Origin of the sequence: Streptomyces sp. NBC_01431, assembly GCF_036231355.1 — a bacterium.
GTDB lineage: Bacteria > Actinomycetota > Actinomycetes > Streptomycetales > Streptomycetaceae > Streptomyces.
In genome coordinates, this window is the sequence record NZ_CP109496.1 from 7,148,746 (window position 1) to 7,175,073 (window position 26,328).

Below are 26,328 nucleotides of genomic sequence, written 5' to 3' on the forward strand. Positions count from 1 at the left end.
CCGCGTCTTCAGCGGACGTCGGCCTCCGCTGCCACCGTCCGGGCCCAGCGGTAGTCGGCCTTGCCGCTGGGGGAGCGCTGGATGGCGGGCGCGATCACCAGCTGGCGCGGCACCTTGTAGCCCGCGAGCCTCGTGCGGCAGTGCGTCTGGATGTCGTCGAGGCTGAGCGCGTCCGCGCCGTCGCGGAGCTGCACCACCGCCGCCACATGGCTGCCCCACTTCGCGTCCGCCACCCCGGCCACCAGCGCGTCGTACACGTCCGGATGCGACTTGAGGGCCTGCTCGACCTCCTCGGGATAGACCTTCTCGCCGCCAGTGTTGATGCACTGCGAGCCGCGGCCGAGCACCGTGACGATGCCCGCTTCGTCCACCGTCGCCATGTCCCCGAGCAACACCCAGCGTTCCTCGCCCTTCTGGAAGAACGTCTCGGCGGTTTTGGCCGGGTCGTTGTAGTAGCCGAGCGGCACGTGCCCACGCTGGGCCAGGCGGCCGATCTCGCCCTGTGCCACGGGCTCGTAGGTCGCCGGATCAACCACCCGCGTCCGCTCGTTGACCTCTATGCGGAAGCCCTTGTCCGGGCCCGAGTCGTCGGTGGCGCGGCCGTTGGAGCCGGATTCGGAGGAGCCGAAGTTGTTGAGGATCAGCACGTTCGGCATCAGCTCCTGGAGCTGCGCGCGCACCGTCTCCGACATGATCGCGCCCGACGAGGACAGGCTGAACAGCGAGGAGAGGTCCGTGCCCCTGAGCGAGCCGTGCAGGGCGTCGATGAGCGGCCGCAGCATCGCGTCGCCCACCAGGGAGACGCTGGAGACCTTCTCCTTCTCGATCGTGCGGAGCACTTCCGCGGGGACGTACTTGCGGTGGATGACCACCCGCTGGCCGTAGTTGAAGGCGATGAACGAGGTCAGCGTCGACGTGCCGTGCATCAGCGGTGGAGCCGGGAAGAAGGTCAGCCCGGCGCCGCCCTTCGCGACCCGCTCGGCCAGTTCCTCGGGCCGCTTCACCGGCTCCCCGGCGGGCTCGCCGCCGAACAACCCGGCGAAGAACAAGTCCTCCTGACGCCACATCACACCCTTGGGCATGCCCGTGGTGCCGCCCGTGTAGATGATGAAGAGGTCGTCGGCCGAGCGCTCCCCGAAGCCCCGCTCCAGGGAGCCCGCCGCCTCGGCGTCGGCGAACGGCACCGCGTCGAGCGCCGGAGCGCCGTCCGGTGCGGTCCCCACCCGGATCACGTGGCGCAGCTTCGGCGCCTGGGGCAGCGCCCCCGCCACCCGCTCGGTGAACTCGGCGTCGAAGACCAGCGCCGCGAGGTCGGCATCCCGGTAGAGATAGACCAACTCGTCTTCCACGTAACGGTAGTTGACGTTGACCGGGACCAGTCGCGCCTTGAGGGCGGCGAGCACCGTCTGGAGGTACTCGATGCCGTTGTAGAGGTGTAGGCCCAGGTGCTCGCCGGGCTTCAGGCCCGCGTCGAGCAGATGGTGCGCGAGCCGGTTCGCCGCAGCATCCAGCTGGCGGTACGTCAACCGCCGCTCGGCGCCCGTCCCGGGATGGTCGACGTACACGAGCGCCTCACGGTCCGGGACCACGTCGACGACGGACTCGAACAGGTCGGCAAGGTTGTACTCCACCATTCCTCCTGACACCGGCCCCGACTGACTCGGGGGCCATCAGAGCAAAGCCGCGCACAAGTGGGAAGGGGGCCCGCGGAAGAAATCTGACTGACTGTCAGAAAACTATTGAACTGGCACCGCCCCTACTGCAACCTGTTCTAGGTCTTGAGACGGGAGGACGGCCATGGGCGGTACGGAACACCTCACGGTGCGGCGCGAGGGCGCCACGCTGGTGCTCACCCTGAACCGGCCGGAGGCGAAGAACGCGCTCTCGCTGCCGCTGCTGGTGGGGCTGTACGACGGCTGGCTGGAAGCGGACGCGGACGACTCGATCCGCTCGGTCGTGCTGACCGGGGCGGGCGGCGACTTCTGCGCCGGCATGGACCTCAAGGCCCTCGCGGGCCGGGGGATGGAGGGCGAGCAGTACCGGGACCGGCTGAAGGCCGACCCCGATCTGCACTGGAAGGCGATGCTCCGCCACCACCGGCCCCGCAAACCCGTGATCGCGGCGGTGGAGGGCTACTGCGTGGCGGGCGGCACCGAGATCCTCCAGGGCACGGACATCCGGGTCGCCGGGCGGGGAGCGACCTTCGGCCTCTTCGAAGTGAAGCGGGGCCTGTTTCCCATCGGCGGCTCGACGGTCCGCCTCCAGCGGCAGATTCCGCGCACACACGCGCTGGAGATGCTGCTGACCGGACGGCCCTACAGCGCGGACGAGGCGGCGCGCATCGGGCTGATCGGGCAGGTCGTGCCCGACGGCAGGGCACTGGGAAAGGCCCTGGAGATCGCCGAGTTGATCAATGGATGCGGGCCGCTGGCCGTCGAGGCGGTCAAGGCTTCCGTGTACGACACCGCCGAGATGACGGAGACCGAGGGGCTCAAGTCCGAACTGGAGCGGGGGTGGCCGGTGTTCGCCACGGAGGACGCCAAGGAAGGTGCGGCTGCCTTTGCGGCGAAGCGTGCGCCTGTGTTTCGGCGGGCCTGAGAGTTCCCCGCCCCGCCCTTTCCCGCAACCCTCCGGGGGTGGTGGGCCGGTGCGGGCCGTGGGCACGGGGCTCCACCCCGGACCCCGCTCCTCCATCGCCCAAAGGGGGCTTGGCTCAGGGGCTCGATGTGCCGCCGACCGATCGCCAGTCAGAAGAAGGAGTCCACCGATGACAGCCGCCCCCTCGCCCGACCTGCTGCGCGCGCCCCTCGTGGTCGAGTTTCCGTTCACGCGGTCCCTCGGCCCTGTTCAGAGCGCGTTTCTCACCGGGCTGCGCGAGCGCACCGTGCTCGGGGTGCGCACCGGTGCGGGCAGCGTGCTCGTGCCGCCCGTCGAATACGACCCGGTGACCGCCGCGGAGATCCGCGAACTCGTCGAGGTCGCCTCCACCGGCACCGTCACCACCTGGGCCTGGAACCCCTCCCCGCGCCGCGGGCAGCCCCTCGACCGTCCCTTCGCCTGGGTCCTCGTCCAGCTCGACGGCGCCGACACCGGCCTGCTGCACGCCCTGGACGCCCCCGGTCCCGACGCTGTGCACAGCGGGATGAGGGTCCGGATCCGATGGGCCGGGCAGCGGACCGGAGCCATCACCGACATCGCCTGCTTCGAGCCGCACGAGGGTGGCGAAGACCACGAAGTCACCCCGCACAGCGGCGAGTTCGAGGATCTCGTCACCGGCATCGTCGCCCCCGCCCGGCTCGACTACACCTACAGCCCAGGACGCGCCCAGTCCGCCTACATCAACTCCCTGTCCGCCCGCAAGACGGTCGGTGAGCGCTGCCCGTCGTGCCGGAAGGTGTACGTACCACCGCGCGGTGCGTGCCCCACATGTGGCCTCGCCACACAGGAACGGGTCGAGGTCGGTCCTGCCGGCACCGTCACCACGTACTGCATCGTCAACATCAAAGCGCGGAACCTCGACATCGAAGTCCCCTACGTCTACGCCCACATCGCGCTCGACGGGGCGGGTCTCGCCCTGCACGGGCGGATCGGGGGCATCCCGTACGACCAGGTGCGGATGGGGCTGCGGGTCGAGCCGGTGTGGACCGACGGGGGCCGCTATCCCGACCACTACCGGCCCACCGGTGAGCCCGATGCCGACTACGAGACGTACAAGGAGCTGATCTGATGGCGCCCACCGGCTCCGGCGGTCCCGCCCGTCCGGCCCGCGACGTGGCGATCGTCGCCTTCGCGCAGACCGACCACCTGCGCCGCACGGACGAGCTGTCCGAAGTCGAGATGCTGATGCCGGTGCTGCACCGGGTGCTGGACGCGACCGGTCTCAAGACCAGCGACATCGGCTTCACCTGCTCGGGCTCCAGCGACTACCTCGCCGGCCGCGCCTTCTCCTTCACCATGGCCCTCGACGGCGTCGGCGCCTGGCCGCCGATCTCCGAGTCCCATGTGGAGATGGACGGCGCCTGGGCGCTGTACGAGGCCTGGGTGAAGATCCTCACCGGCGAGGCCGACACCGCGCTCGTCTACTCCTACGGCAAGTCCTCGCCGGGCGAGGTGCGCGACGTACTGACCCGTCAGCTCGACCCGTACTACGTGGCGCCGCTGTGGCCCGACTCGGTGGCGCTCGCCGCCCTCCAGGCGCAGGCCCTCATCGACGCGGGCGAGGCCGACGAGGCCGCGCTCGCCTCGATCGCCGACCGCAGCCGGGCATCGGCCACCGCCAACCCCCATGCACAGGTGCGGGGTTCGCGTCCACCGGGTGACTACGTCGTACGCCCGCTGCGCACCGGTGACTGCCCGCCGGTCGGTGACGGCGCCGCCGCCGTTATCCTGGCCGCGGGTGACCGGGTACGCGAACTGTGCGCGCGGCCCGCGTGGATCCGCGGCATGGACCACCGCATCGAGGCGCACAGCCTCGGCGTGCGGGACCTCACCGACTCGCCGTCCAGCCGGCTCGCCGCCACGCACGCCGGAGCCTTCGAACGGCCCGTCGACACCGCCGAGTTGCACGCCCCGTTCACCTCGCAGGAGGTCGTCCTGCGCAAGGCCCTGAAGCTCGGCGACGGCGTCGCCGTCAACCCCTCGGGGGGCGCCCTCGCCGCGAACCCCGTGATGGCGGCCGGGCTGATCCGGCTCGGCGAGGCCGCCGCCCGCATCCACCGCGGCGAGTCCGACCGGGCGCTCGCACACGCCACGTCCGGGCCCTGCCTTCAGCAGAACCTGGTCGCCGTCCTGGAGGGGGAGTCATGAGCAAGGAACCCGTGGCCGTCGTCGGGATCGGGCAGACCAAACACGTGGCCGCCCGGCACGACGTCTCGATCGCCGGACTCGTCCGCGAAGCAGCCCAAAGAGCCCTGGCGGACGCCCAGTTGACCTGGGCCGACATCGACGCCGTCGTCATCGGCAAGGCGCCCGACTTCTTCGAGGGCGTCATGATGCCCGAGCTGTACCTCGCCGACGCGCTCGGCGCGGTCGGCAAGCCCATGCTGCGGGTGCACACGGCTGGCTCGGTCGGCGGCTCCACCGCACTGGTCGCCGCCAACCTGGTCGCCGCCCGCGTCCACCGAACCGTCCTCACCCTCGCCTTCGAGAAGCAGTCCGAGTCCAACGCGATGTGGGGCCTGTCGCTGCCCATCCCGTTCACCCAGCCGCTGCTCGCCGGGGCGGGCGGTTTCTTCGCGCCGCACGTACGGGCCTACATGCGGCGCACCGGCGCCCCCGACACGGTGGGCTCCCTCGTCGCGTACAAGGACCGCCGCAACGCGCTGCTGAACCCGTACGCGCATCTGCACGAGCACGACATCACCCTGGAGAAGGTCCAGGCCTCGCCGATGCTGTGGGACCCGATCCGCTACTCCGAGACCTGCCCGTCCTCCGACGGGGCCTGCGCGATGGTCCTCACCGACCGTGCGGGCGCCGCCCGTTCGCCGCATCCGGCGGCCTGGGTGCACGGCGGTGCGATGCGCAGCGAGCCGACCCTGTTCGCGGGCAAGGACTTCGTATCGCCCCAGGCGGGCAAGGACTGCGCGGCAGAGGTGTACCGGCAGGCCCATATCACCGACCCGCGCCGTGAGATCGACGCCGTCGAAATGTATGTGCCGTTCTCCTGGTACGAGCCGATGTGGCTGGAGAACCTGGGTTTCGCCGCCGAGGGCGAGGGGTGGAAACTCACCGAGTCCGGCGTCACCGAACTCGACGGCGACCTGCCCGTCAACCCCTCCGGCGGCGTCCTGTCCACCAACCCGATCGGCGCCTCCGGCATGATCCGTTTCGCGGAGGCGGCCCTCCAGGTGCGCGGCCGGGCGGGCGAACACCAGGTGGAGGGGGCCCGCAAGGCGCTCGGCCACGCCTACGGCGGAGGCGCCCAGTTCTTCTCCATGTGGCTCGTCGGCGCCGAACCGCCCACCCCCTGACCCGGCACGCGGCGGGCGGGCCCCGGTCCTTCGGCCGCGGCCTGTCCGTCCCCGCGGGCGATCGCTAGTCTGGCCCGGAGAGAAGAACCGGGGAGGAGCACGGACGTGGCCGACAGCACCACCACCCAGCACACGTTGCAGAGCGTTTCGGGACACACCCGTTCAGGGTGGGACAAGCCGGAGCTCGATCTCAGCAAGGCCGAGTGGCAGTCGAGCAGTCAGGGGGCGGGGGACGTCCAGATCGCCTTCGTCGAGGGCTTCATCGCGATGCGCAACAGCGGCAGCCCCGGCAGCCCATCACTGATCTTCAGCCCAGGTGAATGGCGGGCCTTCGTGCTGAACGCCCGCGACGGCGAGTTCGACCTCACCTAGGAGGCCGCCCAAGCGGTCCGCGCCCGGCCGTCGTCCACGGACGAGGGCCGGGCGCCCATCGCGCTCCGGCATGGCCGACGCTGCCTCAAATTCCTGGCAGCGCAGGCCAGTTGACGAGAATCACACTCACCCTTCGGCCGCCTGGTCGGGGAAGAGCCGGGCCCAGGGGCGCTGGCGGCCCTCGCTGACCGCCGCGATGCCCGCCTCGCCGTACCGGGCCGTCTCCAGGGACCACGCCAGATTGCCGCTCATCAGCGCGCGCATGCCCTCCACGTAGTCGTCCACCTGGGAGCGGACCTGCGCGGGCAGAGCGGTCTCGGCCAGCCGGCCGTCGAGCTCGGCCGCGAGTTCCTGGAAGCGGTCCAGCCTCGCGTTGGCCAGGCGCGCCACCCGCCGGACGGCCTGGTCGACGGTGCACATCTCCTGGCGCAGCAGAATGATGACGCTGTTGTTGACGTCCCCCGCCGCCAGCTCCTTGTCCACGGACACCATGTCGTTGACGAAGATCACCACATCGGCCGTGATCTCCCGCATCTCGGCCAGTGGCTCCCCCTCGTGCAGCTCCCTGGGCAGCGTGTAGCCACCGCAGCGCTCCACCAGGTCCAGACAGGGCTGCACGCCTATGGAGTCCCGGCGGCCGCGCAGGAATCCCGGCAGCGACAGCGTGCCATTGCGCGTCCGGTTGAGGGCTTCCCAGTGATAGGCCGTCAGATACTCCCGCCAGTGGGTGCGGAACCGGTCCTGCCACAGCATCGGGGTGTCCGCCGTCAGCCGCTGCCACAGGTCGCGGAAGCTCTCGGCCAGGCGGTTGGTCGCCTCGCCCGGCACCGGCGGCGCGTCGCTCATCGTGCGCAGCACCGTGTCGACCTGCCGCAGCACGAACTCGGGGCGCTTGCCGAGCGGCCCGTCGAACTGGTCGTCGAACACGAAGAACCAGGCGTTGAGATCGGTGGCAAGAGCGAGATGCCGGTCCGAGGCATCAGGATAGAAATACGCCATAAGCCGCTCCAGGCCCATCGCGTCGTACTCGGCGGTCGCCTGCTCGCCCGCCAGCATGCCGAAGCGGTGCAGCCAGTCCAGCGTGTGCCGGCGCGCCAGAGCGTGCCGCGGATGACGCCTGGCCGGAAAGGGAATGTTCACGAGCCCGGTCCGCGTTCGGGCCGACCGAACCCCGCCACTGCTGCCCATGCGGCACCGCCTCCTTGGTCCTGTGGTCCGTACGCCATTCAATCGTCCAATCTTCGACCGATTCCTGGCCGGGGAGAAGTCGCATTACGCCGGAGTCCGTCAGCGCGCCAGGGGCGTACGACGCAGCGCTTCACGCCCCCGATGGACAGAACGGCCTCAGCAGTACAGGTGATCCAGCCACACAAAACCCCAACGAGCTGACGGAAGTTGGATATTCATGTCACGGTACGTGTCCGTGGGCGTAGGCTCGCTGCTACTGCCAGAAGGGGACCGCTGTGGCGGAGACGAGGGGCCGGGGCGGCTATTCGCGCCGGACGCTCTTTGAGCGCGACGATGAACTGCTGCTGTTCGACAGCATGTTGAACGACCTGTGCGGCCGCGCGGGCGAGGGGAGCGCGCCCAACGGCGGACTGCTCACCATCGCCGGATCGGCCGGCCTGGGCAAGACCACCCTGGTCGCGGAGGTGCGCCGAAAAGCCGCGGCCCGCGGCTGCACCCTGCTGGCCGCCCGCGGCAACGAGCAGGAGGAAGGCGTCGCGTTCCACGTCGTACGCCAGCTCGTGCAGCCGGTGCTCGCCGCGGTGAGCGAGGAGGAACGCCGCAAAATACTGGGGAGTTGGTACGACATCGTCGCACCCGCGGTCGGGCTGATCGCCGGGGGCAGCGGCGTCGCACCCGACCCGCAGGGTGTCCGCGACGGACTCGACTGGCTCGTCACCCGGTTCGCCGTCCAGAACGCCCCCGTGGTGCTGGTGGTCGACGACGCGCACTGGGCGGACGAGGAGACCCTGGCCTGGCTCAGCTCGTTCGCGCTGCGCGCCTCCGACCTTCCTCTGCTGATCGTCGTCGCCTACCGGCCCGAGGAACTACCGCGCCACGCCGCCGAGTTCCGCCGCCTCGCCACCCGGCACGGCTCGCGCCCGCTGGACCTGACGCCGTTCACCCCGGCCGCCGTCGCCGGCCTCGTGCGCAACATGCTCGGCGAGGGCGCCGACGAACTGTTCTCGCGCGAATGCTGGGCCCTCACCGCGGGCAACCCGTACGAAGCCGTCGAACTCGTCGCCAGGATCCGCGACCGCGGCCTCAAACCGCAGTACGTCAACGCCGGTGAGCTGCGCGAGCTGGCCTCCGCCGTCCGCGGCAGCGGCCTGATCGAACGACTGGAGCGGCTCGGCCCCTCCGCGGTGCGCCTCACCTGGGCCGTCGCCGTGCTCGGCACCGACGCCGACCGGGACATGTCGGCCGGCGTCGCCGGACTCGGCGCCGAGGAGATGGCCGACGCCGTCGAGCGGCTGCGCGAGGCGCGGATCCTGGCCGCACCGCAGGACATCCCCGGCCGTCTGGACTTCTTCCACCCGCTCGTCGGCACCGCCGTCTACCGGTCCATTCCGGCCGCGATGCGGGTCGCCATGCACGGCCAGGCCGCCTTCTCCGTCAGCGAGGCCGGTCTCGGCGCGACGGCCGCGGCCCGCCACATCCTGGAGATGCACCCCGAGAACGACCGATGGGCGGTGCAGCAGCTCAGGGCGGCCGCCCGCGACTACCTGCGCGCCGGCGCTCCCGACGCGGCCCGGCGCTGTCTGGCCCGCGCCCTGCGCGAACCGCCCGCTCTGGAAGAGCGCGCCGAGGTTCTCTTCGAGCTCGGCTGCTCCGCCCTGCTCAACGAACCGGCCACCACCGTCAACCACCTCAAGGCGGCCCTGGAAGAGACCGAACTCGCCCCGGAACTGCGCGAGGCCATCACCTATCGGCTCGCCCAGGCACTCGCCCACACCGACCGCATGGCGGAGGCCGCGGACATCGTCGCCGCCGAGGCCAAGCGGTCCACCAGCGCCAGCACCCGGCTGCGCATGCAGGCCGAGACGTTCCAGTGGAACGCGTTCCGCGCCGACGAGGAGGACTCCCCGGCCCGCTCGCGCCGCCTGGCCAAGCTCGCCGATCACCTCACCACCCGCGGCAAGGCCGAGCGCTACATCCTCGGCCTGCGGGCCTGGGACGCCATGGTCCGCGGCGAGCCCGCCGAAACCGCGCTGCGCTACGCCGAGGAGGCACTGGAGGGCGGACTGCCCTGGACCGATGAGAACTGGGGTTTCGAGGTCCCCGTCCTGGTCGCGCTCACCTTCATGTACTGCGACCAGCCCGGCCGCGCCGACGACCTGTTCACCCAGGGCATCGCCGAATGCGAGCGCAAGGGCTGGCGCGGCGCCCACCTGTCCTTCGGGCTCACCCTGCTCGGCTACATCAAGTTCCACCGCGGCCGGCTCGCCGAGGGCGAGGACCTGGTGCACAGCGGACTGCGGATCGCCGACCGGGTCGGCCAGCAGATCCCCGCCCAGTGGTTCGCGCTCGGCATCCTCATCAACATCCTGCTCGCCCGCGGCCGCGTCCAGGAGGCCCAGGAACTCTCCGACCGCTACAACTACGGGCAGGTCGTGCCCAACGCCGTCGTCTATCCCGACTCCGAGACCGTCTACAGCGAACTGCTGATCGCCCGGGGCCTGCGCACGGACGCCGAGGAACGGCTGCGGGCGGTGGGCCGCAGGCTCGAACCCCGCGGCATGCGCAATCCCATGTGGTGCCCGTGGCGCCCCCTGCTCGCCCAGACGATCGCCCACACCGATCCCGCCGAGGCCGCCGCGATCGCGCAGGAGGCCCTCGACATCGCCCGGCGCTTCGGCACCCCCGGCGCCATCGGCCGAGCCCTGCACGCCGCCGCCAAGGTGGCCTCGGGCGCCGACAGCCTGGCCATGATGGCGGAGGCCGTGCGCCAGCTCGAACGGTCCCCGGCCGCGTTCGAGCTGGCCCAGGCGCTGGTCGACCACGGGGCGATGCTCAGTCGCGCGGGGCTGCCCCAGGACGCCGCCGACCTCCTGATGCGCGGTCTGGAGAGCGCCGCGCTGTGCGGGGCCGACGCGCTGGCAGCTCGGGCCCGCGAGGAGCTCGCCGCCTCCGGTCTGCGCCCGCTCCAGCTGAGGACCATCGACTCCGACTCGCTGACCTCGCAGGAGAAGGCGGTGGCCCACCGGGCCGCTCAGGGCTGGGACAACCGGCGGATCGCCGAAGAGCTGGGCACCAAGGAACGCACGGTGGAGCTCCTGCTGTCCGGCGCGTTCCGCAAGCTCGGCACCAACCGCGACGGTCTGGCGGGACTGCTGCCCCAGCAGACCCGCGGAACCGGTCTCAAGGGAGTGCGCGGCCACTGATCGACCCGGCACGGCCCCGGCCCCCGAGCCATCCGAGGCAGGGGAGCCGGGGCCGTGCCGTACCGCCGCCACCCCGAGCGGCCGGTGTGGCCGAGGGCGGGACCGACCCGCCGTGGGTCCCGGCCCCGGCTCCGCCGGACCGGTCCGGCCACGTACCATTGACGGCATGTCCTTCCTCCGCCGCCGCAGCGCCGCCACTCCCGCGGGCCCGGACTTCGATGTCCTGGCCATGGACCCGGGTGACTGGCCCGGCAACCTCGGCGCCGGTCTGCTGCCCGCCCCCGACGGCAGCTGCCAGGGTGTCTTCCTGCGCTACGACCTGTTCGGCGGGCGCGGCCCCGCGATGATCATCGGCAATCTGCCGGAGGGCTCCCCGGCCCGCGAGACGGTCGAGGGCCAGGTCCCCTTCGAGGTCGCCCAGCTGCTCGTGGCGCTGGAGAACGACGAGCCCGTCGAGGTCGTGGACACCGAGGACATGCCGGTGATGCAGGGCGACAACCTGCTCATCGTGCGACGGCTCAAGCTCTCCGAGAGCCGCATCTCCTGCGTGCAGTTCGACCGCAGCGACAACGTCCTTGTCACGATCGCCAGTTGGGACCGTCCGATCACCGACGACCTGTACGCGCTCCTGAAGCCGCTGCCCGCCGAGCTCTTCCAGCAGAGCTGAGCGCCGCGACCCCGGCCTTCCACCCCACAGCCCGGCACCCGAGTTCGACGTGCCGGGCTTTCTCATGCCCCGGCCGGGTGAATCCCGCCCGCAGGGTTCCCCCTCTCCGTGCCATCAGCAGGTCAGAAACCCCTTCAGAGGTCTGGGCCACTGATACAAGTCGCCGTGGCGCAGGCTCTCTTGACGAGCCGTCACCCGGGGTCACAGAGTGTCCGCGCGTACCGCACGCGCCGCACGGCGTCAGAGCCCCACGTGCACCCCCGGCAAGAAGGGTTGTCCCATGACGTCCAAGCACAGGACCAGACTCGCGCTCGCGACAGCGATGGCCGGCGCCCTCGGCCTCACCCTCACCGGCCCCGTCGCACCGGCGAGCGCCGCCGGGCCGCGCCCCGAATGCCCCCGCGTCCTGACCTGCGACTGGGTCCCGGCGGCCTACCAGCAGACGGGCGATCCCGCCGACAAGGAGACGTACGGCAACTACGACCTCTCCGACCGGCCGCACACCAACACGGTCAAGTACATCGTCCTGCACGACACCGAAGAGACCTACGCGACCACCCTGAAGATCTTCCAGGACCCCAAGCGCGCCGCCTCCGCGCACTACGTGGTGCGCTCCGCGGACGGCCACGTCACGCAGATGGTGAGGACCAAGGACGTCGCCTGGCAGGCCGGCAACTGGTACCTGAACACGGAGTCCATCGGCATCGAGCAGGAGGGCTACGCCACCGAGGGGGCGACCTGGTACACCGACGAGATGTACCGCTCGACGGCGGCCCTGGTGCGCTACCTCGCCGCGAAGTACGACATCCCGCTCGACCGTCAGCACATCATCGGCCACGACAACGTGCCGCCGACCACGGCGGGGGGCACCGCCGCCATGCACTGGGACCCGGGCCCGTACTGGGACTGGAACCGGTTCATGGCGCTCCTCGGCAGACCCACCGTGCCCACCGCCCCGCCCGGCAGCCAACTGGTCACGATCAACCCGGAGTTCAAGCGGAACCGCCAGGCGATCCGGGACTGCGAGAAGAACACCGACCTGCCCGTGCAGCCCAGCAGCGCGGTCCCGCTGTACACCGAACCGTCCACCAGCGCCCCGCTGTTCGCCGACCCCGCCCTGCACCCGCCCGGTCAGCCGGGCACCAACTGCGCCAATGACTGGGGAAGCAAGATCAGCGCCACCCAGCAGGCCGTGGTCGCCGGACGCGAACCCGGCTGGACCGCGATCTGGTGGTACGGACAGAAGGCCTGGTTCCAGAGCCCCCGGCACACCCGCACCACCACCCCGACCGCCGGCTACGTCGTACGGCCGAAGCCGGGGGTGAGCGATGTTCCGGTGTACGGAACCGCTTATCCGGGCCCCTCCGACTATCCGGCGGACTTCACGGCGCCGCACGTGGGCACCCCGCTCGCCTACACCATCAAGGCCGGACAGTCCTACCCCGGCGGTGGCCAGGCGCCCGCGGGCTACTACTACGCCCCCACCATCGACTCGTCCTACCCCTACGACCACACGTACTTCCCCAGCAGCACGGCCTATGTGACCGTGCAGATCGGCCACCGGATCGCCTTCGTCAAGGCGTCCGACGTGGATGTCGTCCGGGTCCGCTGAGCGCTTGGCGGGAAGTGACGTTCGTCGGCCCCGGGCCCGCGGGGGCTCGTCTCGCGCGGCTCTCCCCGCTCCTCGGGGGCGCGGTACGGCACGACTTCAGGCCGTCGTCGAACGACAGCGCGCTGCGCGCCCAGTGTGTCGGCACTGGACGCGCAGCACGCTTCCCCCTCTGCCCGGCGGTCAGCGGGTGCCGACCGCCGCCCGCACGGCCCGCCGCGCCATCGCGCAGTCGTCGTGCAGCCTGCGCAGCAGCAGCCGCTGCTGCTCCCCGGCGGACAGCACGCCCGGCGGGGGGGCCTGCGCCGCAGCCGCCGGCGTCGCCTCCCGCATGGTGCGCTGCACCGCCGTCTCGTACGTCCGGATCTCCCGGGTCAGTACGAGCATCAGGTTCACGAGGAAGGCGTCCCGCGACGCGGGTCCCGCCGCCTGCGCGGCCTGGCTGATCCGGCGCCGCTCCATCGGCGCGTCACCGAGGACCGCCCACAGCGTCGCCAGGTCGTAGCCGGGCAGGTACCAGCCCGCGTGCTCCCAGTCGACCAGGACCGGACCGGCCGGCGACAGCAGGATGTTGGACAGCAGCGCGTCGCCGTGCGAGAACTGCCAGGAGACCCTGCCCGACTGGGCCAGACCGTGCACCAGCTTCTGCAGGTCGTTCAGATCGCGGTCGGTGAACAGGCCGAGCTCGTGGTACCGGGCGATCCGCGGCGCGTACTCCAGCGGCCTGCCGAACAGTTCGGCGGGCGGCCGCCAGGCGTTGACGCGCCCGATCGCACCGAGCACGGCCCGGACATCGGCCCGCGGCGGGGCCTCGACGGGGTGCCGCGTCAGAGCCGCGGCCCGGCCCGGCATCCGCTCGATCACCAAGGTGCAGTTGTCGGGATCGGCGGCGATCAGCCGCGGAACCCGCACCGGTGGGCGGTGCCGGACGAAGGCGCGGTAGGCAGCTATTTCGTGCCGGAACCGCTCGGCCCAGGCGGGCGAGTGGTCCAGTAAACACTTCGCGACGGCCGTGGCGCGTCCTGTGGTGCCGACGATCAGCACGGAGCGTCCGCTGTGGCGCAGCACCTGTACCGGGTTGAACTCCGGGCAGATGCGGTGCACCGAGGCGATCGCGATGCGCAGCTGGGCGCCCTGCGGGCCGGAGAGGTCGATTCTCCCGCTGAGCGGCTGGGTGCCCGCCCCGGGGCGGCGCGGCATCCGGCCCGCGCCGTACGCCGGTGCGGCGTGGGTGGGGTCGAGGTACGGTCCGCCGCCCGCCCCCAGAGGACGGTGCGGACGGGGCGGGGCGGACACGGAGGACGATGCTGTGTACATGGGTGACAGATCCCTTCGTGTGCCGGCAAGTTGCGTGCGCTACCCGTCCCGGTGGCCGAGCCGCACCCTGGGGAATGGGGTCCGGCCCCCGGGTCGGGGTGGCGCTCTCTTACCTGACACCCGGCCGCGGGTGGCACACCATCTGGCGCACCCTGGCGAACCATGGCGAATAGTCGCGCCGCATCTGACAGGGGATTACTGTCAACTCAGCCGAGAACCTGGGGGCTTGACGTGAGCGGACAACCCAACACCCGCCTGAACGACCTGTTCGGCCTCGCCGGATGGTCCAAGGGCGAACTCGCGCGACTGGTGAACCGGCAGGCGGCGGCCATGGGCCACCCCCAACTGGCCACCGACACCTCGCGGGTGCGGCGTTGGATCGACTTGGGGGAGACCCCGCGCGATCCGGTGCCCAGGGTGCTGGCGGCGCTGTTCACCGAGCGGCTCGGCCGTGTCGTGACCATCGAGGATCTCGGGTTCGACCGGCACGGGCGCGCTGGAAAGCGGAACGACGTCAGGAACACGAAGAATCCGGACGGCCTTCCGTGGGCGCCCGAACGGACGGCAGCGGTCCTCACCGAATTCACGGGAATGGACCTCATGCTCAACCGACGCGGTCTGGTGGGCGCGGGCGCCGCGCTCGCCACTGGTTCCGTACTCAGCAGCGCCATGTCCGACTGGCTGCACACCGACCCCGTACTGTCCGCCGACGCCCCCCGCATCGACGACCCGCTGCGCGTCGACCCCACCGGGTACGACCGCTATGAGGCCGCGCCCATCGGGTCGCAGGAGATCGACGCGCTGGAGCGCTCGGTCGAAGTGTTCCGGGCCTGGGACGCCTCCCGCGGCGGAGGCCTTCAGCGCAAGGCGGTGGTGGGCCAGCTCAACGAGGTGGGCGGCATGCTCGCCTACCGCCACCCCGACCACCTCCAGCGCCGCCTGTGGGGCGTGGCCGCCAACCTGGCCGTGCTCGCGGGCTGGATGTCCCACGACATCGGCCTGGAGCCGACCGCCCAGAAGTACTTCGTCATCGCCGCCCACGCGGCCCGCGAGGGCGGGGACCGCCCGCGCGCCGGCGAAGCCCTCTCCCGGGCCGCCCGCCAGATGGTCCACCTGGGCCGCCCCGGTGAGGCGCTCGACCTCATGAAGCTCGCCAAGTCCGGTTCGGGCGAGGAGACCCTGCCGCGCACCCGCGCCATGCTGCACACCATCGAGGCGTGGGCGCAGGCGTCGATGGGGCACGGTCAGGCGATGCGGCGCACCCTCGGTGAGGCCGAGGAGCTCTTCGTCTCCGACAAAGGCGATGTGCCGCCGCCCAGTTGGATGCAGATGTTCGACGAGGCCGACCTGCACGGCATGGAGGCCCTCGCCTTCCGCACGCTTGCCGACCACGAGCCGTCCGCGGCGGCCATCGCGCAGAAGCACGCCAAACAGGCGCTGGAGCTGCGGGTGGGCGGACGTCAGCGATCCAAGATCTTCGACTACATCTCACTGGCGTCGGCCTGCTTCATCGCCGACGACCCGGAACAGGCGGACCGCTACGCCCGTCTGGCCCTGGTGTCGATGGGGGAGACCTCCTCGCACCGCACCTGGGACCGGTTGCGCGAGATGTACCGGCTCACCGGGCAGTACGCGGGCTACGCGAAGATCGAGGACCTGCGCCAGGAGATCGAGCTGGCCATGCCGCAGGCGCCCGCCAAGCGAGGACGGAGCGCGGACATCTAGAGGGGTTGCACGCGGGACCCGTACAACCCCTGGCCCCCCTCGGGCCGTTGTCGCCGGGTGTGCCGGGACCTGAAGCGGGGCCGTGTCAGGACCCGATGCGGGCCGCCAGCACACAGGCGTCATCCTCGCGTGCTCGCTCCCCGAACTCCTCGACGATCATCCGTACGCAGTCCTGAGCGCTGCGGGCGTCGTCGAAGAGCGGTGCGAGATCGAGCAGTCCGCGCTGCTGCGTGTCACCCCACGCGTTCTGCCGGGTCAGCCCGTCGGTGTGCAGGACGAGCAAGTCGCCGGCGCGGAGGGTGAGTTCGGCCTGCCCGTAGGCGGCTGCGTGGGTGGCGCCGAGCAGCACGCCCTCAGGGGCGCCGAGCGTGTGGCCCGTCCCGTCGCGGAACAGCAGTGGGGCGGGGTGGCCCGCCTGGGACCAGGTGAGCCTGCGCCGCGCGGGCTCGTAACGACAGCAGACCGCGCTGCCCAGGGCGGGCTGCACGGTCTGCTCCAGAAGCTGGTTGAGGTGGCCCATCAGGGGTCCGGGTTCCAGGCCCGCGACGGCCATTCCGCGCAACGCGCCGAGCAGCATCGCCATCGCGCCGGTCGCGGTCACGCCGTGGCCGGTGAGGTCGCCGACGGTCAGTAAAGACGACCTGTCGGGCAGTTCGAGCGCGTCGTACCAGTCGCCGCCGATGAGGGCACTGGAGGCGGAGGGCAGGTAGTGCGCGGCGATGTCCAGTGCGCCGGGGCCGCCGTGCGGGAGCCGCAGCGAGCCGCGCCACGGCGGCAGCACGGCCTCCTGGAGCTCCACCGCGAGGCGGTGCTCGGTCTGTGCGATGCGGCGCTCGTGCTGCAGGCTGTCGCGGCTCTCGCGCACGGCACGCTCACTGCGCCGCAGCTCGCTCACGTCGCGCAGGACGGCCCACATGGATGCGGTGCAGCCGTCGCTGTCGAGCACCGGCTCGCCCATCATGTGGAGCGTGCGGACGCCTTGGTCGGGCCGCACGATCCGGAACTCCCCGTCGATCGTGCGGCCGTCCACCAGGCAGGCCGTCACCATCGCGGTGAGCAGGGCCTGGTCCTCGGCGAACACCACGGTGGGCAGTTCGTCGAGCGACATGCCGCCGTTCTCGGGGGAGCGCCCGAAGATCTCGAAGAGCTCCTGCGACCAGCTCACCTCGTCGGTGAGCAGGTTCCATTCGGCGCTGCCGACCCGGCTGAGGAGCGATCCGCCGTCCGCCTCGCCCAGCGGTGAACTCCCGTCGCGCGGCGAGGCCTCGGCGGTGAGCGCCGCGGCGTCGTCCTCCTCGGCGGTCAGTCCCTCGCGCAGCTGTCCCAAGTGGCGGCCCAGGTCGTCGAGTTGGTGGGCCGCCAGATCGCACAGGGCACGCTGCCAGCGCCCCTGCGCGTCCTCGTCGTCCACGAGTGCTTCGCGACGCACCGCGTCCAGACCGCCGCGCAGTCGGCGGGTCTGCGTGATCAGCGCGTCGACCGTGCCCCGCTCGGGCGGTTGCGGAGCGGGTCGGTCCGCGAACAGATGGGACGGCATGACGTTCTCCGATGCGGCCGCGGTGGTACTTGGTCTGGTGAAGTGGACCGGTTACGACTGTTGCACAGGGAGCGATGCCCCGTAAGGGATTTGGCAACACTCGATACGGTGGTGCTTCTGGTATATGCCAAAGGCCTCCGGATCGGCGAGTCGCGGACGGGCATCCGTGGCGGCCCGGTGGGTCAACTAGCCCTGATTCGGGGCCGGTTGACGCGGTCGGATGGCGAGGGCGATGGCGCAGAGCACGGCCGCGACCGTGCCCGTGGCGCCGGGCCACCACCAGGCGACCAGTGAGCTCGCGGCGGCGCCCGCCACCACGGCCGCGAGGCGCACCGCCACCCAGCGGTCCGAGCCGCCCGGCGCGCGCCGCGCCAGCCGCCCCGCGAGCTTGGTGAACGTGCCCGTGAAGTACGTGGTCGGGGTGCCCCACGTGTGCGCCTGTACTCCCATCGCGACGGAGAGCGCGACAAGCAGTGCCAGTTGGGAGCCGAGCGAGTGGGCGAGGCCCAGCGCCCACACGGCCGCCGCCAGCGCGAGCAGCACCGTCTCGGTCCCCAGCGACAGGCGGGGGTTGAGACGGTGTTCGGCGAGCGCCGCCCCGCCGACACCCAGCGCGTACCCGGCGAGCGCCGTCACGGCCCGGGGCACCACCGTGCGGTCCCCGGCCCCCACGGACGCGCCGACCAGGACGAGATTGCCGGTCATCACCCCCGCGAACACCTTCCCCAGACACAGGAAGGCGAAGGCGTCGGTGGCGCCGGAGGCCGCTGAAAGGAGCAGGAGGGCCCGCTGGTCGTTTCGGGCGGGGGAAGTCTGCGCGTTCGCGGAACTCATCAGGGCATTCTCGTCCTCCTTGATGGTGTGGCCGCGGCACGGCACCCCGATTCCGCCCCCGTGTCGAGTCCACGACAAGGGTCCACTACGGTCCCTGATGAGCACACCGGCCCGCCCGCCGCGGGCCTCACGGAAGGACGAGCATGAAGATCGACTGGGACCGGCGCACCTGCGCGCGCCGCGGCCATGTCACCTATGCCCCGCAGGAGAGCGTCCTGCGCGACCGGCTGCGGGCCGAGACCTCGATGGGCGAGGCCTGGCGCTGTCTGCGCTGCGGCGACTTCGCCCTCGGCGCGCCGCACGGTACGGGCCCCGCCGAGGACGCCCCGCTGGTGCCCCGCGGCAAGGTGCTGCGCGATCTGTTCATCCTGCGCTTTCTGGCCGTCGAGCGGGCCGTGCGCGGCGTGTTCATCGTGCTCGTGGCGATCGCGGTGTGGAAGTTCAGCAACACCCAGGACTCGGTGCGCCGGTTCTTCGACGAGTACCTCGACGTGCTGCGGCCGGTCTTCCGCCACTTCCACTACGACCTCGACCACTCGCCGGTCGTGGGAACCATCCAGAAGACCTTCAACTACAAGCACTCCACCCTGGTGATCGTCGCGGTGGCGCTGCTCGTGTACGCGCTCATCGAGATCGTCGAGGGCGTCGGCCTGTGGCGGGCCAAGCGCTGGGCGGAGTACCTGACGGTCGTCGCCACGGCGATGTTCCTGCCGCTGGAGATCTACGAGCTCACCGAGAAGATCAGCTGGGTGAAGATCGTCACCCTGGCGATCAACATCCTCGCCGTCCTCTACATCCTGCTCGCCAAGCGCCTGTTCGGGCTCCGGGGCGGCCACGCCGCCTTCGAGGCCGAACGGCACAGCGCCTCGCTCCTCGAAGTGGAGACCACGGCGGGCGTCGCGACACACCGCTGACGCGTACCACTCGTGCGGCGGGTAACAGATACAAGCAGCGTGCGGCAGGCGGCCGCACCGAACGTCCTTGGGGGATGACCACCATGAACGCAATACCGTCCACGACCACGTCGAAGGCCGCGCCGCGGCCGCTGCGCCGGGCGGGGGTGCTGCTCGCCCTGCTCCTCGGCACCGCCCTGGTGGCGGGACCGGTCACCGCCGAGGCGGCGCCCCGCACCACGGTCGCGGCGCCCGCGGCTCAACAGGCCGGTGCGGTGCGGGACTTGGCACCGCCGCTCCAGGCGGCCGCGCAGTCCCGGCACACCGTCGCGGACAAGTCCACCGTGACCGCGTCGAAGAAGTCCAAGAAAAAGAAGAGCGGCTTCTTCAAGAAACTCGGGATCTTCCTGCTGATCCTGGTGATCCTCTTCATCGCGTTCGTCGTCTTCGTGATCTGGTTCATCGTGAGCCGGCTGCGCAGGCGCCGCGACCGGCACTGACCGCACCCCTCGTGCCTCAGCCCTGGGGCCGCCCCTGGCGCATCCGCTGGCCGACGGTTCCGCCGTCGGTCTCCCACCAGGGCCGCACGAGCTCCTCTTTCTCCGGCCGTCCCGCGACAGGGGCGGCCGGAGCCAGTTCCTCGTCCAGTCGGCGGTCGAGCACCACCCGCTGGGCACGGTCGGCGCGCGACCACTGCACCAGGATCGCGAGCAGGAACGGCAGCGACACCAGCTCGGCGATGGTGACCATCGCGCCGCCGCCGACCTGCTGGTTGTGCTGGACGTCGGGCGCCCACGCCGGAGCGTGACGCAGGTACCAGGCGCCCGCGATCAGCGTGCTGTGGGTCATGACCACGATGCCGGGCAGCGCGTCGATCAGCCCGTCGAGGAAGACCAGCGCGGCCCGCACCGGATGGTTGCACCAGGCCGGCAGCGCCTCCTCGCGGGTGAGCACCGGCAGGACGAACAGGCTCCCGGCGACCAGCAGCTGGAGGTACATGAGCTCGTGCAGCGCGCCGTGGCGCAGCGCCGTCTCGAAGTACGGCGTGAAATAGATGCACAGCTCACTGACGAGTACCAGAGCGCTGCTGACCAGCGGGAAGGTGAGCAGGCGCACCAGACGCCCGGACACCGCGTTGCGCAGCCGCCCCGCGCCGCGCTCGGGCAGCGCGCTCATCGCGAGCCGCAGCGGATCGCCCAGCGCGAGACCGAGCGGCGCGATCAGGTCGAGAGCCACGTTCTGGACGGCGGCCGGCCAGAACAGCTCGGTGTCGTACACCGCCAGCGCGGACATCGTCGCGACGGCCAGCGTGCCGAGTCCGAGCAGCGCGAAGGCCGCGGTGCGCGGCACGGGCCAGCGCTCGCCCCGGCGGCGCAGCCGCAGCACGCCCCAGCCGTACAGGCCGCCCAGGACGGCGATCAGCAGCAGCGCCGCCACGTCCGGCCGCCACGTCGACAGCAGGCGTCCCGTGGTCAGCTCGGGCAGGCTCGCCGCGGCAGCCCCGCTCAGCGCCAGTCCAGACATCCGGCTCGATCTCCTCACCGGCCCGTGACGTACGACGGGCCGCACACACGCTAGCTCCGCCGTCCGGCCCCGCTCGCACCGGCCCCTGAGGCAGGCCCGGGGCACATCCGTTCGAAGGCAAGGATTCGGCCGAAGAACGTGTAGACGTCATAGGTGCCTGAGGCATGTAGTGGAGATCGGCAAGACGGAACCCTTCGCTTGCGAGGTACGTATGACAGGCAGCAACACCAGCGTCAACACCGACCACACCGCCACCGACACGGGCAGCGTCTCCTTCCCGCAGAACCGCAGCTGCCCCTACCACCCGCCCACCGCATATCAGCCGCTGCGCGAGGAGCGCCCGCTCGCCCGGGTGCGCCTCTTCGACGGCCGCGGCGTGTGGATGGTCACCGGCCACGCCGAGGCGCGCGCCCTGCTCGCCGACCCGAGACTGTCCTCGAACCGGGAGAGCGACGCCTTCCCCTCCCCGTCGGCCCGCTTCAGCGGCATCAGCAGGCGCCGCACGGCGCTGCTCGGCGTCGACGACCCCGAGCACGCCACCCAGCGCCGGATGCTGATCCCGAGCTTCACGCTCAAACGCACCGCCTCGCTGCGGCCGCGGATCCAGCGGACCGTGGACCGGCTCCTGGACCAGATGATCGAGCAGGGTCCGCCCGCCGACCTGGTGAACGCGTTCGCGCTGCCGGTGCCGTCGATGGTGATCTGCGCGCTGCTCGGCGTCCCGTACGAGGACCACGAGTTCTTCGAGGGACAGTCCCGCAAGCTGCTTCGCGGCCCCGAGGCCCGCGACACGGAGGCGGCCCGCGACGCTCTGGAGGACTACTTCAGAAAACTGATCGACCGCAAACAGAAGGACCGGGGCGACGGGCTGCTCGACGAACTCATCGAGCAGCGCCTGAACGAGGGCACGCTCGACCGGCAGGAACTGGTGGAGTTCTGCACCATCCTGCTCGTCGCGGGCCACGAGACCACCGCCAACATGATCTCGCTCGGCACCTTCACCCTGCTCGAACACCCCGAGCAGTTGGCCGAGTTGCGCTCCGAGTCGGCGCTGATGCCGGCCGCGGTGGAGGAACTGCTGCGCTTCCTCTCGATCGCCGACGGGATGCTGCGCCTGGCCCTGGAGGACATCGAGATCGGCGGCCGAACGATCCGCGCCGGCGAGGGCGTCGTCTTCTCGACGTCCCTCATCAACCGGGACGAGAGCGCCTACGAGGATCCCGACCTCCTCGACTGGCACCGCTCCAGCCGCCACCACGTCGCCTTCGGCTTCGGCATCCACCAGTGTCTCGGGCAGAACCTGGCGCGGGCCGAGATGGAGATCGCGCTGCGCTCCCTCTTCGACCGGCTGCCCCACCTGCGCCTGGCGGTGCCCGCCGACCGGATCCCCTTCAAGCCGGGCGACACCATTCAGGGCATGATCGAACTCCCCGTCGCCTGGTAGCGGTCGGGGCCAACGGACAAGGAGCCGCACATGCGGATCGGTATCGACCAGGACGTCTGCATTGGCGCGGGGCAGTGTGTGCTGACGGCCCCCGACGTCTTCACCCAGAACGACGACGGGTTCAGTGAACTGCTCGCCGGTCGCGAGGACGGCGCCGGCAGCCCGCTGGTCCGCGAAGCCGCCCGCGCCTGCCCCGTGCAGGCCATCACCGTGGAGGAGTGACGGCACACACCGGTCCGGTCAGCCGGAGCCGGTGATGAGACGCTGCACAGCCGGCGCGTAGAGATCCGCCAGCTGCTCGGGCGTGGCGCGTTCCCCGGCGCCCGGCCGGTGCAGACTCAGGGTCGCGCCGAGACCCAGTAGCAGACCGGCGATCAACTCGGCCCTCAACTCCCGGTCCTCACCAGGCAGTTGACCCGCCAGCCGGGACGTGACCTGCTCGCGGAACCGCTCCCGCAGCAGGGTGCGTTCATCCATGTTCCCCAGGGAGAAGACCGCCCGCAGCAGCGGATCGCCCTGGTCCTCGCGGCGCATCCGCACCATTGTCAGCACCAGGTGCCGGCCGAGCGCCTGCGGCGCCGCCGCGAACAGCGCGTCGGCCGCGGGCCCGAAGTCGGCCACCGTGTGGAAGAGGTGCTCCTTGCTGCCGAACCGCTTGACGATGAGGGAGGCGCTCACCCCCGCGTCCGCGGCGATCTGGCGCATCGTGACCTCGGCGTACGGCCGCAGTGTGAACGCCCGGCGGGCCGCCCGCAAGATCGCGTCCCGGCCCGTCCCGGTGTCCGTGTCGCGCTCCTGCCGCCCGGTCATGCGCTCTCCTCGGCCGTCGTACGTCCCGGCGCGCCCGCGGCCCGGTCCGCCCCGACGCTACCGCTGACCGGCGTGCCGCGGCCCGGCAGGCACAGGGTGGCGAGCAGGGCCGCGAGCGCGGCACCGGCCGCGATGAGGAACACCAGCAGATAGGCGTGCAGCGTCGGCGCCGTCTGCCCGCCGACCCGGAACGTCACATTGGCCAGGACCGCGGCCACCACCGCGCTGCAACAGGCCTGACCGACCGACCGCATCAGCGTGTTGAGGCCGTTGGCGGCGCCCGTCTCGCCGACCGGCACGGCACGCATGACCAGCGCGGGCAGCGCCGAGTACGCGATCGCGGTGCCGGACGCCACGACCGTGGCCCCCGCGATGATCAGGGGCAGGCTGTGGCTGGTGAAGAACCGCACGACATAGCCCACCACCATGATCGCGGCCGCGATCGCGAGCGCGGTCTTCGGGCCGTACGCCGCCGAGATCTTGGCCGACACGGGGGAGAGCGCCACCATCGCGAGACCGCCCGGCAGCAGACAGAGCCCGCTCACCACGATGGAGGCACCGAGTCCGTACCCGGTGCTCCTGGGCTCCTGCACCATCTGCGCGGTCACCAGCGAGTTCGCGTAAAAGGCGAAACCGATCAAAAGCGCCGCCACATTGGTGAGGAGCACCGCGGGCCGGGCGGAGACCCGCAGATCGACCAGCGGGGAGCGGGTGCGCAGCTCGTAGACGCCCCAGAGCGGCCACATCACCACGGCCGCGCCGAGCAGCGCGAGGGTGCGCGGGGACGTCCATCCCCAGTCGGCGCCCTGGGTGATGGCGAGCAGCGTGGCCACCAGCGCCGTCGAGAGCCCGAGCGCCCCCACCGCGTCGAACCGGCCGCGCGAGCGCAGCGGGGACTCCGGCACGCAGACCAGCACCAGGGCGATGTCGAGCACTCCGAGCACGGCCGACGCCCAGAACATGGTGTGCCAGTCGAAGTGCTCGACGACCAGGGCGGCCACCGGCAGCCCGATGGCGGCGCCGATCCCGAGCGTCGAACTCATCAGAGCCACCGAAGGGAGCACCTTCGCAGGCGGAAGCTCGTCGCGCATGATGCTGATGCCCAGCGGAATCACCGCGAGGGCCGCGCCCTGTAGTCCGCGGCCCGCGATCAGTACCCCGATGTGGGAGCTGACCGCGCACATCACCGAACCCGCCGTGAGCACCCCGAGCGAGACGAGCAGTACCCGGCGTTTGCCGTACATGTCGCCGGCCCGGCCGAGCACCGGAGTGAAGACCGCGCCGGTCAGCAGCGTGACTGTCACCAGCCAGCTCGCCGCGGCGGGAGTGCTGCCGGTCAGCGCCGGCACATGGGGAAGCAGGGGTACCACCAGCGTCTGCATGACGGCCACGACCACCCCGCAGAACGCCAGGACCCCGACGAAGAAGCGGGGGCGCGACGATTCGGCGGGCGCGGATATCGCTGGGGGCATGACTCTCCGTACGGCTGGAACGGGATGGCGGGCCAGGGGTGCACAGCCGTTCACCCCCAGGGTAAACGGCTGTGCACCCCTTGGTTCCCCTCGTGCCGTGAGTTCCTGGCCGCCCGCAGGTCAGCCGCGTGCCGCGGGCTCGGGGAGCGGGACCCCCTCGCAGGTGGTGTCCGCGGCGGGCAGCGCGCCGTCCACCAGGTAGTCGTCGACGTACGTGTCCGCGCAGGCGTTGCCGGTCTGGTACTGGCCGTGGTCGCCGTCGTTCACGGTGATCAGGCGCGAGCCCGCCAGACCGCGATGGGCGCGCACCGCGCTCTCGTAGTAGGTCGCCGGGTCGTGTATCGAGTTGAGCATCAGAACGGGCGGCAGGCCCTTGCCGGTCACCTTGATGTGCGGCGCCTTGGACCGCGGCCAGTTCGCGCAGATCGCGCTGAACGTCAACTCCCGTGCTCCGGCAAGGGGGTTGACGCGCGTCGCCTCGGCGCTCTTGTCCACCCAATAGCGGCTGTCCCGGTTCCACGGGGTGTCCCCGCAGGTGACCGAGAAGAAGTCGGCGAAGAAGTTGGCGCCCATGGGGTGCTTCATCTGGTTCGCGACGGCCTTCCTCGCGTCCGCGGGCGCGCTGTCGGGGTCTTCGAGCAGGCTCAGCAGGGAGGCGAGCGCGGGGAACCCGCTGTGCGCTTCGTACATCGCGTTGGTCGCGGCGACGTCGAGCTGGTTGGGCGTGATGAGCGTGCCCTCCAGGTCGAGTGGCCGGTCGTGCAGCGCGGCCCGGAGCCGCTCGTAGGACGCCTTGGCCTCGGCGGGCGTCGCGCCCTGGTGGTACGCCTGGTCGTTCTTCGCCAGCCACGGCAGGAAGTCCTGCTCGAACCGGCGCTGGAAGCTCATCGGCTGCCCCACCAGGAACGACTGCCAGCTGCCCGTGAAGTCGACGTTGCTGTCCAGGACGACCCGCTCCACCCGGCGCGGGAACTCGGTCGCGTAGTACGCCCCGAGGAAGGACGCGTAGGACGGGCCGTAGTAGGACACCTTGGCCACGCCGAGCAGCGAGCGGAACAGGTCCATGTCGTGCACGGCCTGGTCGGTCGTGATGTACGGCAGCAGCCCGCCCGACTCGCGCTCGCAGTCCTGCACGAAGTCACGGGCCCGGTCGAACGTCGCCCGCAGCGCCTGCCCGGAGCGGTCCCTCAGGTCGCCGCTGGAGAAGAAGGCGTCGACCTTGTCCTGGTCCGAGCAGACCACGTTGGTGGACGCGCCGACGCCGCGCTGGTCGAAGCTGACGATGTCGTACGCCGCCGAGAGCTTCGCGCTGCCCTTGGCCAGGTTGGCCGGGCGCGGCAGGCCCGAGGCGCCGGGGCCGCCCGCCGCCATCATGAGCACCCCGCGCCGGGCGGCCGGGTCGGCCGCCTGATGGCGGGACACCCGCACGGTGAGGCTCGGCCCGGCGTCCGGGTGGTACCAGTCCCGCGGCACGGACATCGCCGCGCACTGAAGCGTGCCGGACACGCACGGCTGCCAGTCGAGCTTCTGATGGCGGTAGCGGTCCGGCACGGGCGGGGTGCCCGCGTTGGCGGCGGCGCTCGCCGCGCCGGCCGGCAGAGCGGCGGCGGCCAGCAGACCGCACGCGGCGGCCGCGGCCCAGCGGACCGGCTTGGTGAACAACTGCATGTGGCTGACTCCCCGTCGGGATTGCTCCCCTTGCTGTGGAACGGTCGTACAGATCGTCCACCGCCGGGCCACCCCGCCTCGATCCCGCCACCACCC

The 26,328-nt window shown here is 71.3% G+C and carries 22 protein-coding genes; 13 read left to right on the forward strand and 9 right to left on the reverse strand.

What is annotated here, in order from left to right:
- Nucleotides 1-8: 8 nt before the first annotated feature.
- Nucleotides 9-1,631 carry an acyl-CoA synthetase gene (locus OG522_RS32705; protein WP_329467828.1) on the reverse strand — a complete coding sequence of 541 codons (1,623 nt, stop codon included), beginning with the start codon at nucleotides 1,629-1,631 and terminating at the stop codon, nucleotides 9-11.
- Between the two features lie 166 nt (nucleotides 1,632-1,797).
- On the opposite strand from OG522_RS32705, the gene OG522_RS32710 reads away from it, so the two are divergent.
- The 5 genes from OG522_RS32710 (at nucleotide 1,798) to OG522_RS32730 (ending at nucleotide 6,341) form a co-directional block, all read left to right on the forward strand.
- On the forward strand, nucleotides 1,798-2,598 hold the full coding sequence (locus OG522_RS32710; protein ID WP_329466651.1) for a crotonase/enoyl-CoA hydratase family protein: 801 nt from the start codon (nucleotides 1,798-1,800) through the stop codon (nucleotides 2,596-2,598).
- 169 nt (nucleotides 2,599-2,767) lie between these two features.
- Nucleotides 2,768-3,727, forward strand: a complete 960-nt coding sequence (locus OG522_RS32715) for a Zn-ribbon domain-containing OB-fold protein (RefSeq protein WP_329466652.1) — start codon at nucleotides 2,768-2,770, stop codon at nucleotides 3,725-3,727.
- Nucleotides 3,727-4,806 (forward strand): thiolase domain-containing protein, encoded by a 1,080-nt coding sequence (locus tag OG522_RS32720; protein ID WP_329466653.1) that lies wholly within the window; start codon nucleotides 3,727-3,729, stop codon nucleotides 4,804-4,806. Before OG522_RS32715 ends, OG522_RS32720 begins: the two co-directional genes overlap by 1 nt.
- Nucleotides 4,803-5,969: a thiolase domain-containing protein gene (locus OG522_RS32725; RefSeq protein WP_329466654.1), complete on the forward strand. Its 1,167-nt coding sequence runs from the start codon at nucleotides 4,803-4,805 to the stop codon at nucleotides 5,967-5,969. The genes OG522_RS32720 and OG522_RS32725 overlap by 4 nt, the downstream gene beginning before the upstream one ends.
- Before the next feature lie 105 nt (nucleotides 5,970-6,074).
- Nucleotides 6,075-6,341 carry a DUF397 domain-containing protein gene (locus OG522_RS32730; protein WP_382806539.1) on the forward strand — a complete coding sequence of 89 codons (267 nt, stop codon included), beginning with the start codon at nucleotides 6,075-6,077 and terminating at the stop codon, nucleotides 6,339-6,341.
- A 126-nt stretch (nucleotides 6,342-6,467) separates the two neighbouring features.
- Here OG522_RS32730 and OG522_RS32735 read toward each other — a convergent pair whose 3' ends face one another.
- Nucleotides 6,468-7,529 (reverse strand): isoafricanol synthase, encoded by a 1,062-nt coding sequence (locus OG522_RS32735; protein WP_329466655.1) that lies wholly within the window; start codon nucleotides 7,527-7,529, stop codon nucleotides 6,468-6,470.
- A gap of 275 nt (nucleotides 7,530-7,804) precedes the next feature.
- Between OG522_RS32735 and OG522_RS32740 the strand changes: the two genes are divergently transcribed.
- From OG522_RS32740 to OG522_RS32750, 3 genes are all read left to right on the forward strand, one after another.
- Nucleotides 7,805-10,732 (forward strand): ATP-binding protein, encoded by a 2,928-nt coding sequence (locus OG522_RS32740; RefSeq protein WP_329466656.1) that lies wholly within the window; start codon nucleotides 7,805-7,807, stop codon nucleotides 10,730-10,732.
- A 166-nt stretch (nucleotides 10,733-10,898) separates the two neighbouring features.
- Nucleotides 10,899-11,399 carry a hypothetical protein gene (locus OG522_RS32745; RefSeq protein WP_329466657.1) on the forward strand — a complete coding sequence of 167 codons (501 nt, stop codon included), beginning with the start codon at nucleotides 10,899-10,901 and terminating at the stop codon, nucleotides 11,397-11,399.
- Between the two features lie 280 nt (nucleotides 11,400-11,679).
- Nucleotides 11,680-13,011, forward strand: a complete 1,332-nt coding sequence (locus tag OG522_RS32750) for an N-acetylmuramoyl-L-alanine amidase (RefSeq protein ID WP_329466658.1) — start codon at nucleotides 11,680-11,682, stop codon at nucleotides 13,009-13,011.
- 180 nt (nucleotides 13,012-13,191) lie between these two features.
- Here the strand turns inward: OG522_RS32750 and OG522_RS32755 are convergent, their stop codons facing one another.
- The gene (locus tag OG522_RS32755; RefSeq protein ID WP_329466659.1) at nucleotides 13,192-14,325 is read right to left on the reverse strand and encodes an aminoglycoside phosphotransferase family protein; all 1,134 of its coding nucleotides are present in this window, start codon (nucleotides 14,323-14,325) and stop codon (nucleotides 13,192-13,194) included.
- Nucleotides 14,326-14,556: 231 nt separating this feature from the next.
- On the opposite strand from OG522_RS32755, the gene OG522_RS32760 reads away from it, so the two are divergent.
- Nucleotides 14,557-16,050 (forward strand): DNA-binding protein NsdB, encoded by a 1,494-nt coding sequence (locus tag OG522_RS32760; RefSeq protein WP_329466660.1) that lies wholly within the window; start codon nucleotides 14,557-14,559, stop codon nucleotides 16,048-16,050.
- An 85-nt stretch (nucleotides 16,051-16,135) separates the two neighbouring features.
- Here OG522_RS32760 and OG522_RS32765 read toward each other — a convergent pair whose 3' ends face one another.
- On the reverse strand, nucleotides 16,136-17,587 hold the full coding sequence (locus OG522_RS32765) for a PP2C family protein-serine/threonine phosphatase (RefSeq protein ID WP_329466661.1): 1,452 nt from the start codon (nucleotides 17,585-17,587) through the stop codon (nucleotides 16,136-16,138).
- Between the two features lie 186 nt (nucleotides 17,588-17,773).
- Nucleotides 17,774-18,421: a YoaK family protein gene (locus OG522_RS32770; RefSeq protein ID WP_329466662.1), complete on the reverse strand. Its 648-nt coding sequence runs from the start codon at nucleotides 18,419-18,421 to the stop codon at nucleotides 17,774-17,776.
- Between the two features lie 143 nt (nucleotides 18,422-18,564).
- Here OG522_RS32770 and OG522_RS32775 point away from each other — a divergent pair, with 143 nt between their 5' ends.
- Nucleotides 18,565-19,335, forward strand: a complete 771-nt coding sequence (locus OG522_RS32775) for a DUF2127 domain-containing protein (protein ID WP_329466663.1) — start codon at nucleotides 18,565-18,567, stop codon at nucleotides 19,333-19,335.
- A gap of 83 nt (nucleotides 19,336-19,418) precedes the next feature.
- Nucleotides 19,419-19,814 (forward strand): hypothetical protein, encoded by a 396-nt coding sequence (locus tag OG522_RS32780; protein ID WP_329466664.1) that lies wholly within the window; start codon nucleotides 19,419-19,421, stop codon nucleotides 19,812-19,814.
- A 16-nt stretch (nucleotides 19,815-19,830) separates the two neighbouring features.
- Here the strand turns inward: OG522_RS32780 and OG522_RS32785 are convergent, their stop codons facing one another.
- The gene (locus OG522_RS32785; RefSeq protein WP_329466665.1) at nucleotides 19,831-20,838 is read right to left on the reverse strand and encodes a cytochrome c oxidase assembly protein; all 1,008 of its coding nucleotides are present in this window, start codon (nucleotides 20,836-20,838) and stop codon (nucleotides 19,831-19,833) included.
- 211 nt (nucleotides 20,839-21,049) lie between these two features.
- Here OG522_RS32785 and OG522_RS32790 point away from each other — a divergent pair, with 211 nt between their 5' ends.
- Both OG522_RS32790 and OG522_RS32795 read left to right on the forward strand, forming a co-directional pair.
- Nucleotides 21,050-22,282, forward strand: coding sequence for a cytochrome P450 (locus tag OG522_RS32790; protein ID WP_329466666.1), 1,233 nt, complete (start codon nucleotides 21,050-21,052; stop codon nucleotides 22,280-22,282).
- Between the two features lie 30 nt (nucleotides 22,283-22,312).
- The gene (locus tag OG522_RS32795) at nucleotides 22,313-22,504 is read left to right on the forward strand and encodes a ferredoxin (protein ID WP_329466667.1); all 192 of its coding nucleotides are present in this window, start codon (nucleotides 22,313-22,315) and stop codon (nucleotides 22,502-22,504) included.
- A gap of 18 nt (nucleotides 22,505-22,522) precedes the next feature.
- Here OG522_RS32795 and OG522_RS32800 read toward each other — a convergent pair whose 3' ends face one another.
- The 3 genes from OG522_RS32800 to OG522_RS32810 form a co-directional block, all read right to left on the reverse strand.
- Complete coding sequence (locus tag OG522_RS32800) at nucleotides 22,523-23,092, reverse strand: TetR/AcrR family transcriptional regulator (RefSeq protein ID WP_329466668.1); 570 nt, start codon at nucleotides 23,090-23,092, stop codon at nucleotides 22,523-22,525.
- Nucleotides 23,089-24,564, reverse strand: coding sequence for an MFS transporter (locus OG522_RS32805; RefSeq protein ID WP_329466669.1), 1,476 nt, complete (start codon nucleotides 24,562-24,564; stop codon nucleotides 23,089-23,091). Before OG522_RS32805 ends, OG522_RS32800 begins: the two co-directional genes overlap by 4 nt.
- A 120-nt stretch (nucleotides 24,565-24,684) precedes the next feature.
- On the reverse strand, nucleotides 24,685-26,232 hold the full coding sequence (locus OG522_RS32810; RefSeq protein ID WP_329466670.1) for an alpha/beta hydrolase: 1,548 nt from the start codon (nucleotides 26,230-26,232) through the stop codon (nucleotides 24,685-24,687).
- Between the last annotated feature and the right edge of the window lie 96 nt (nucleotides 26,233-26,328).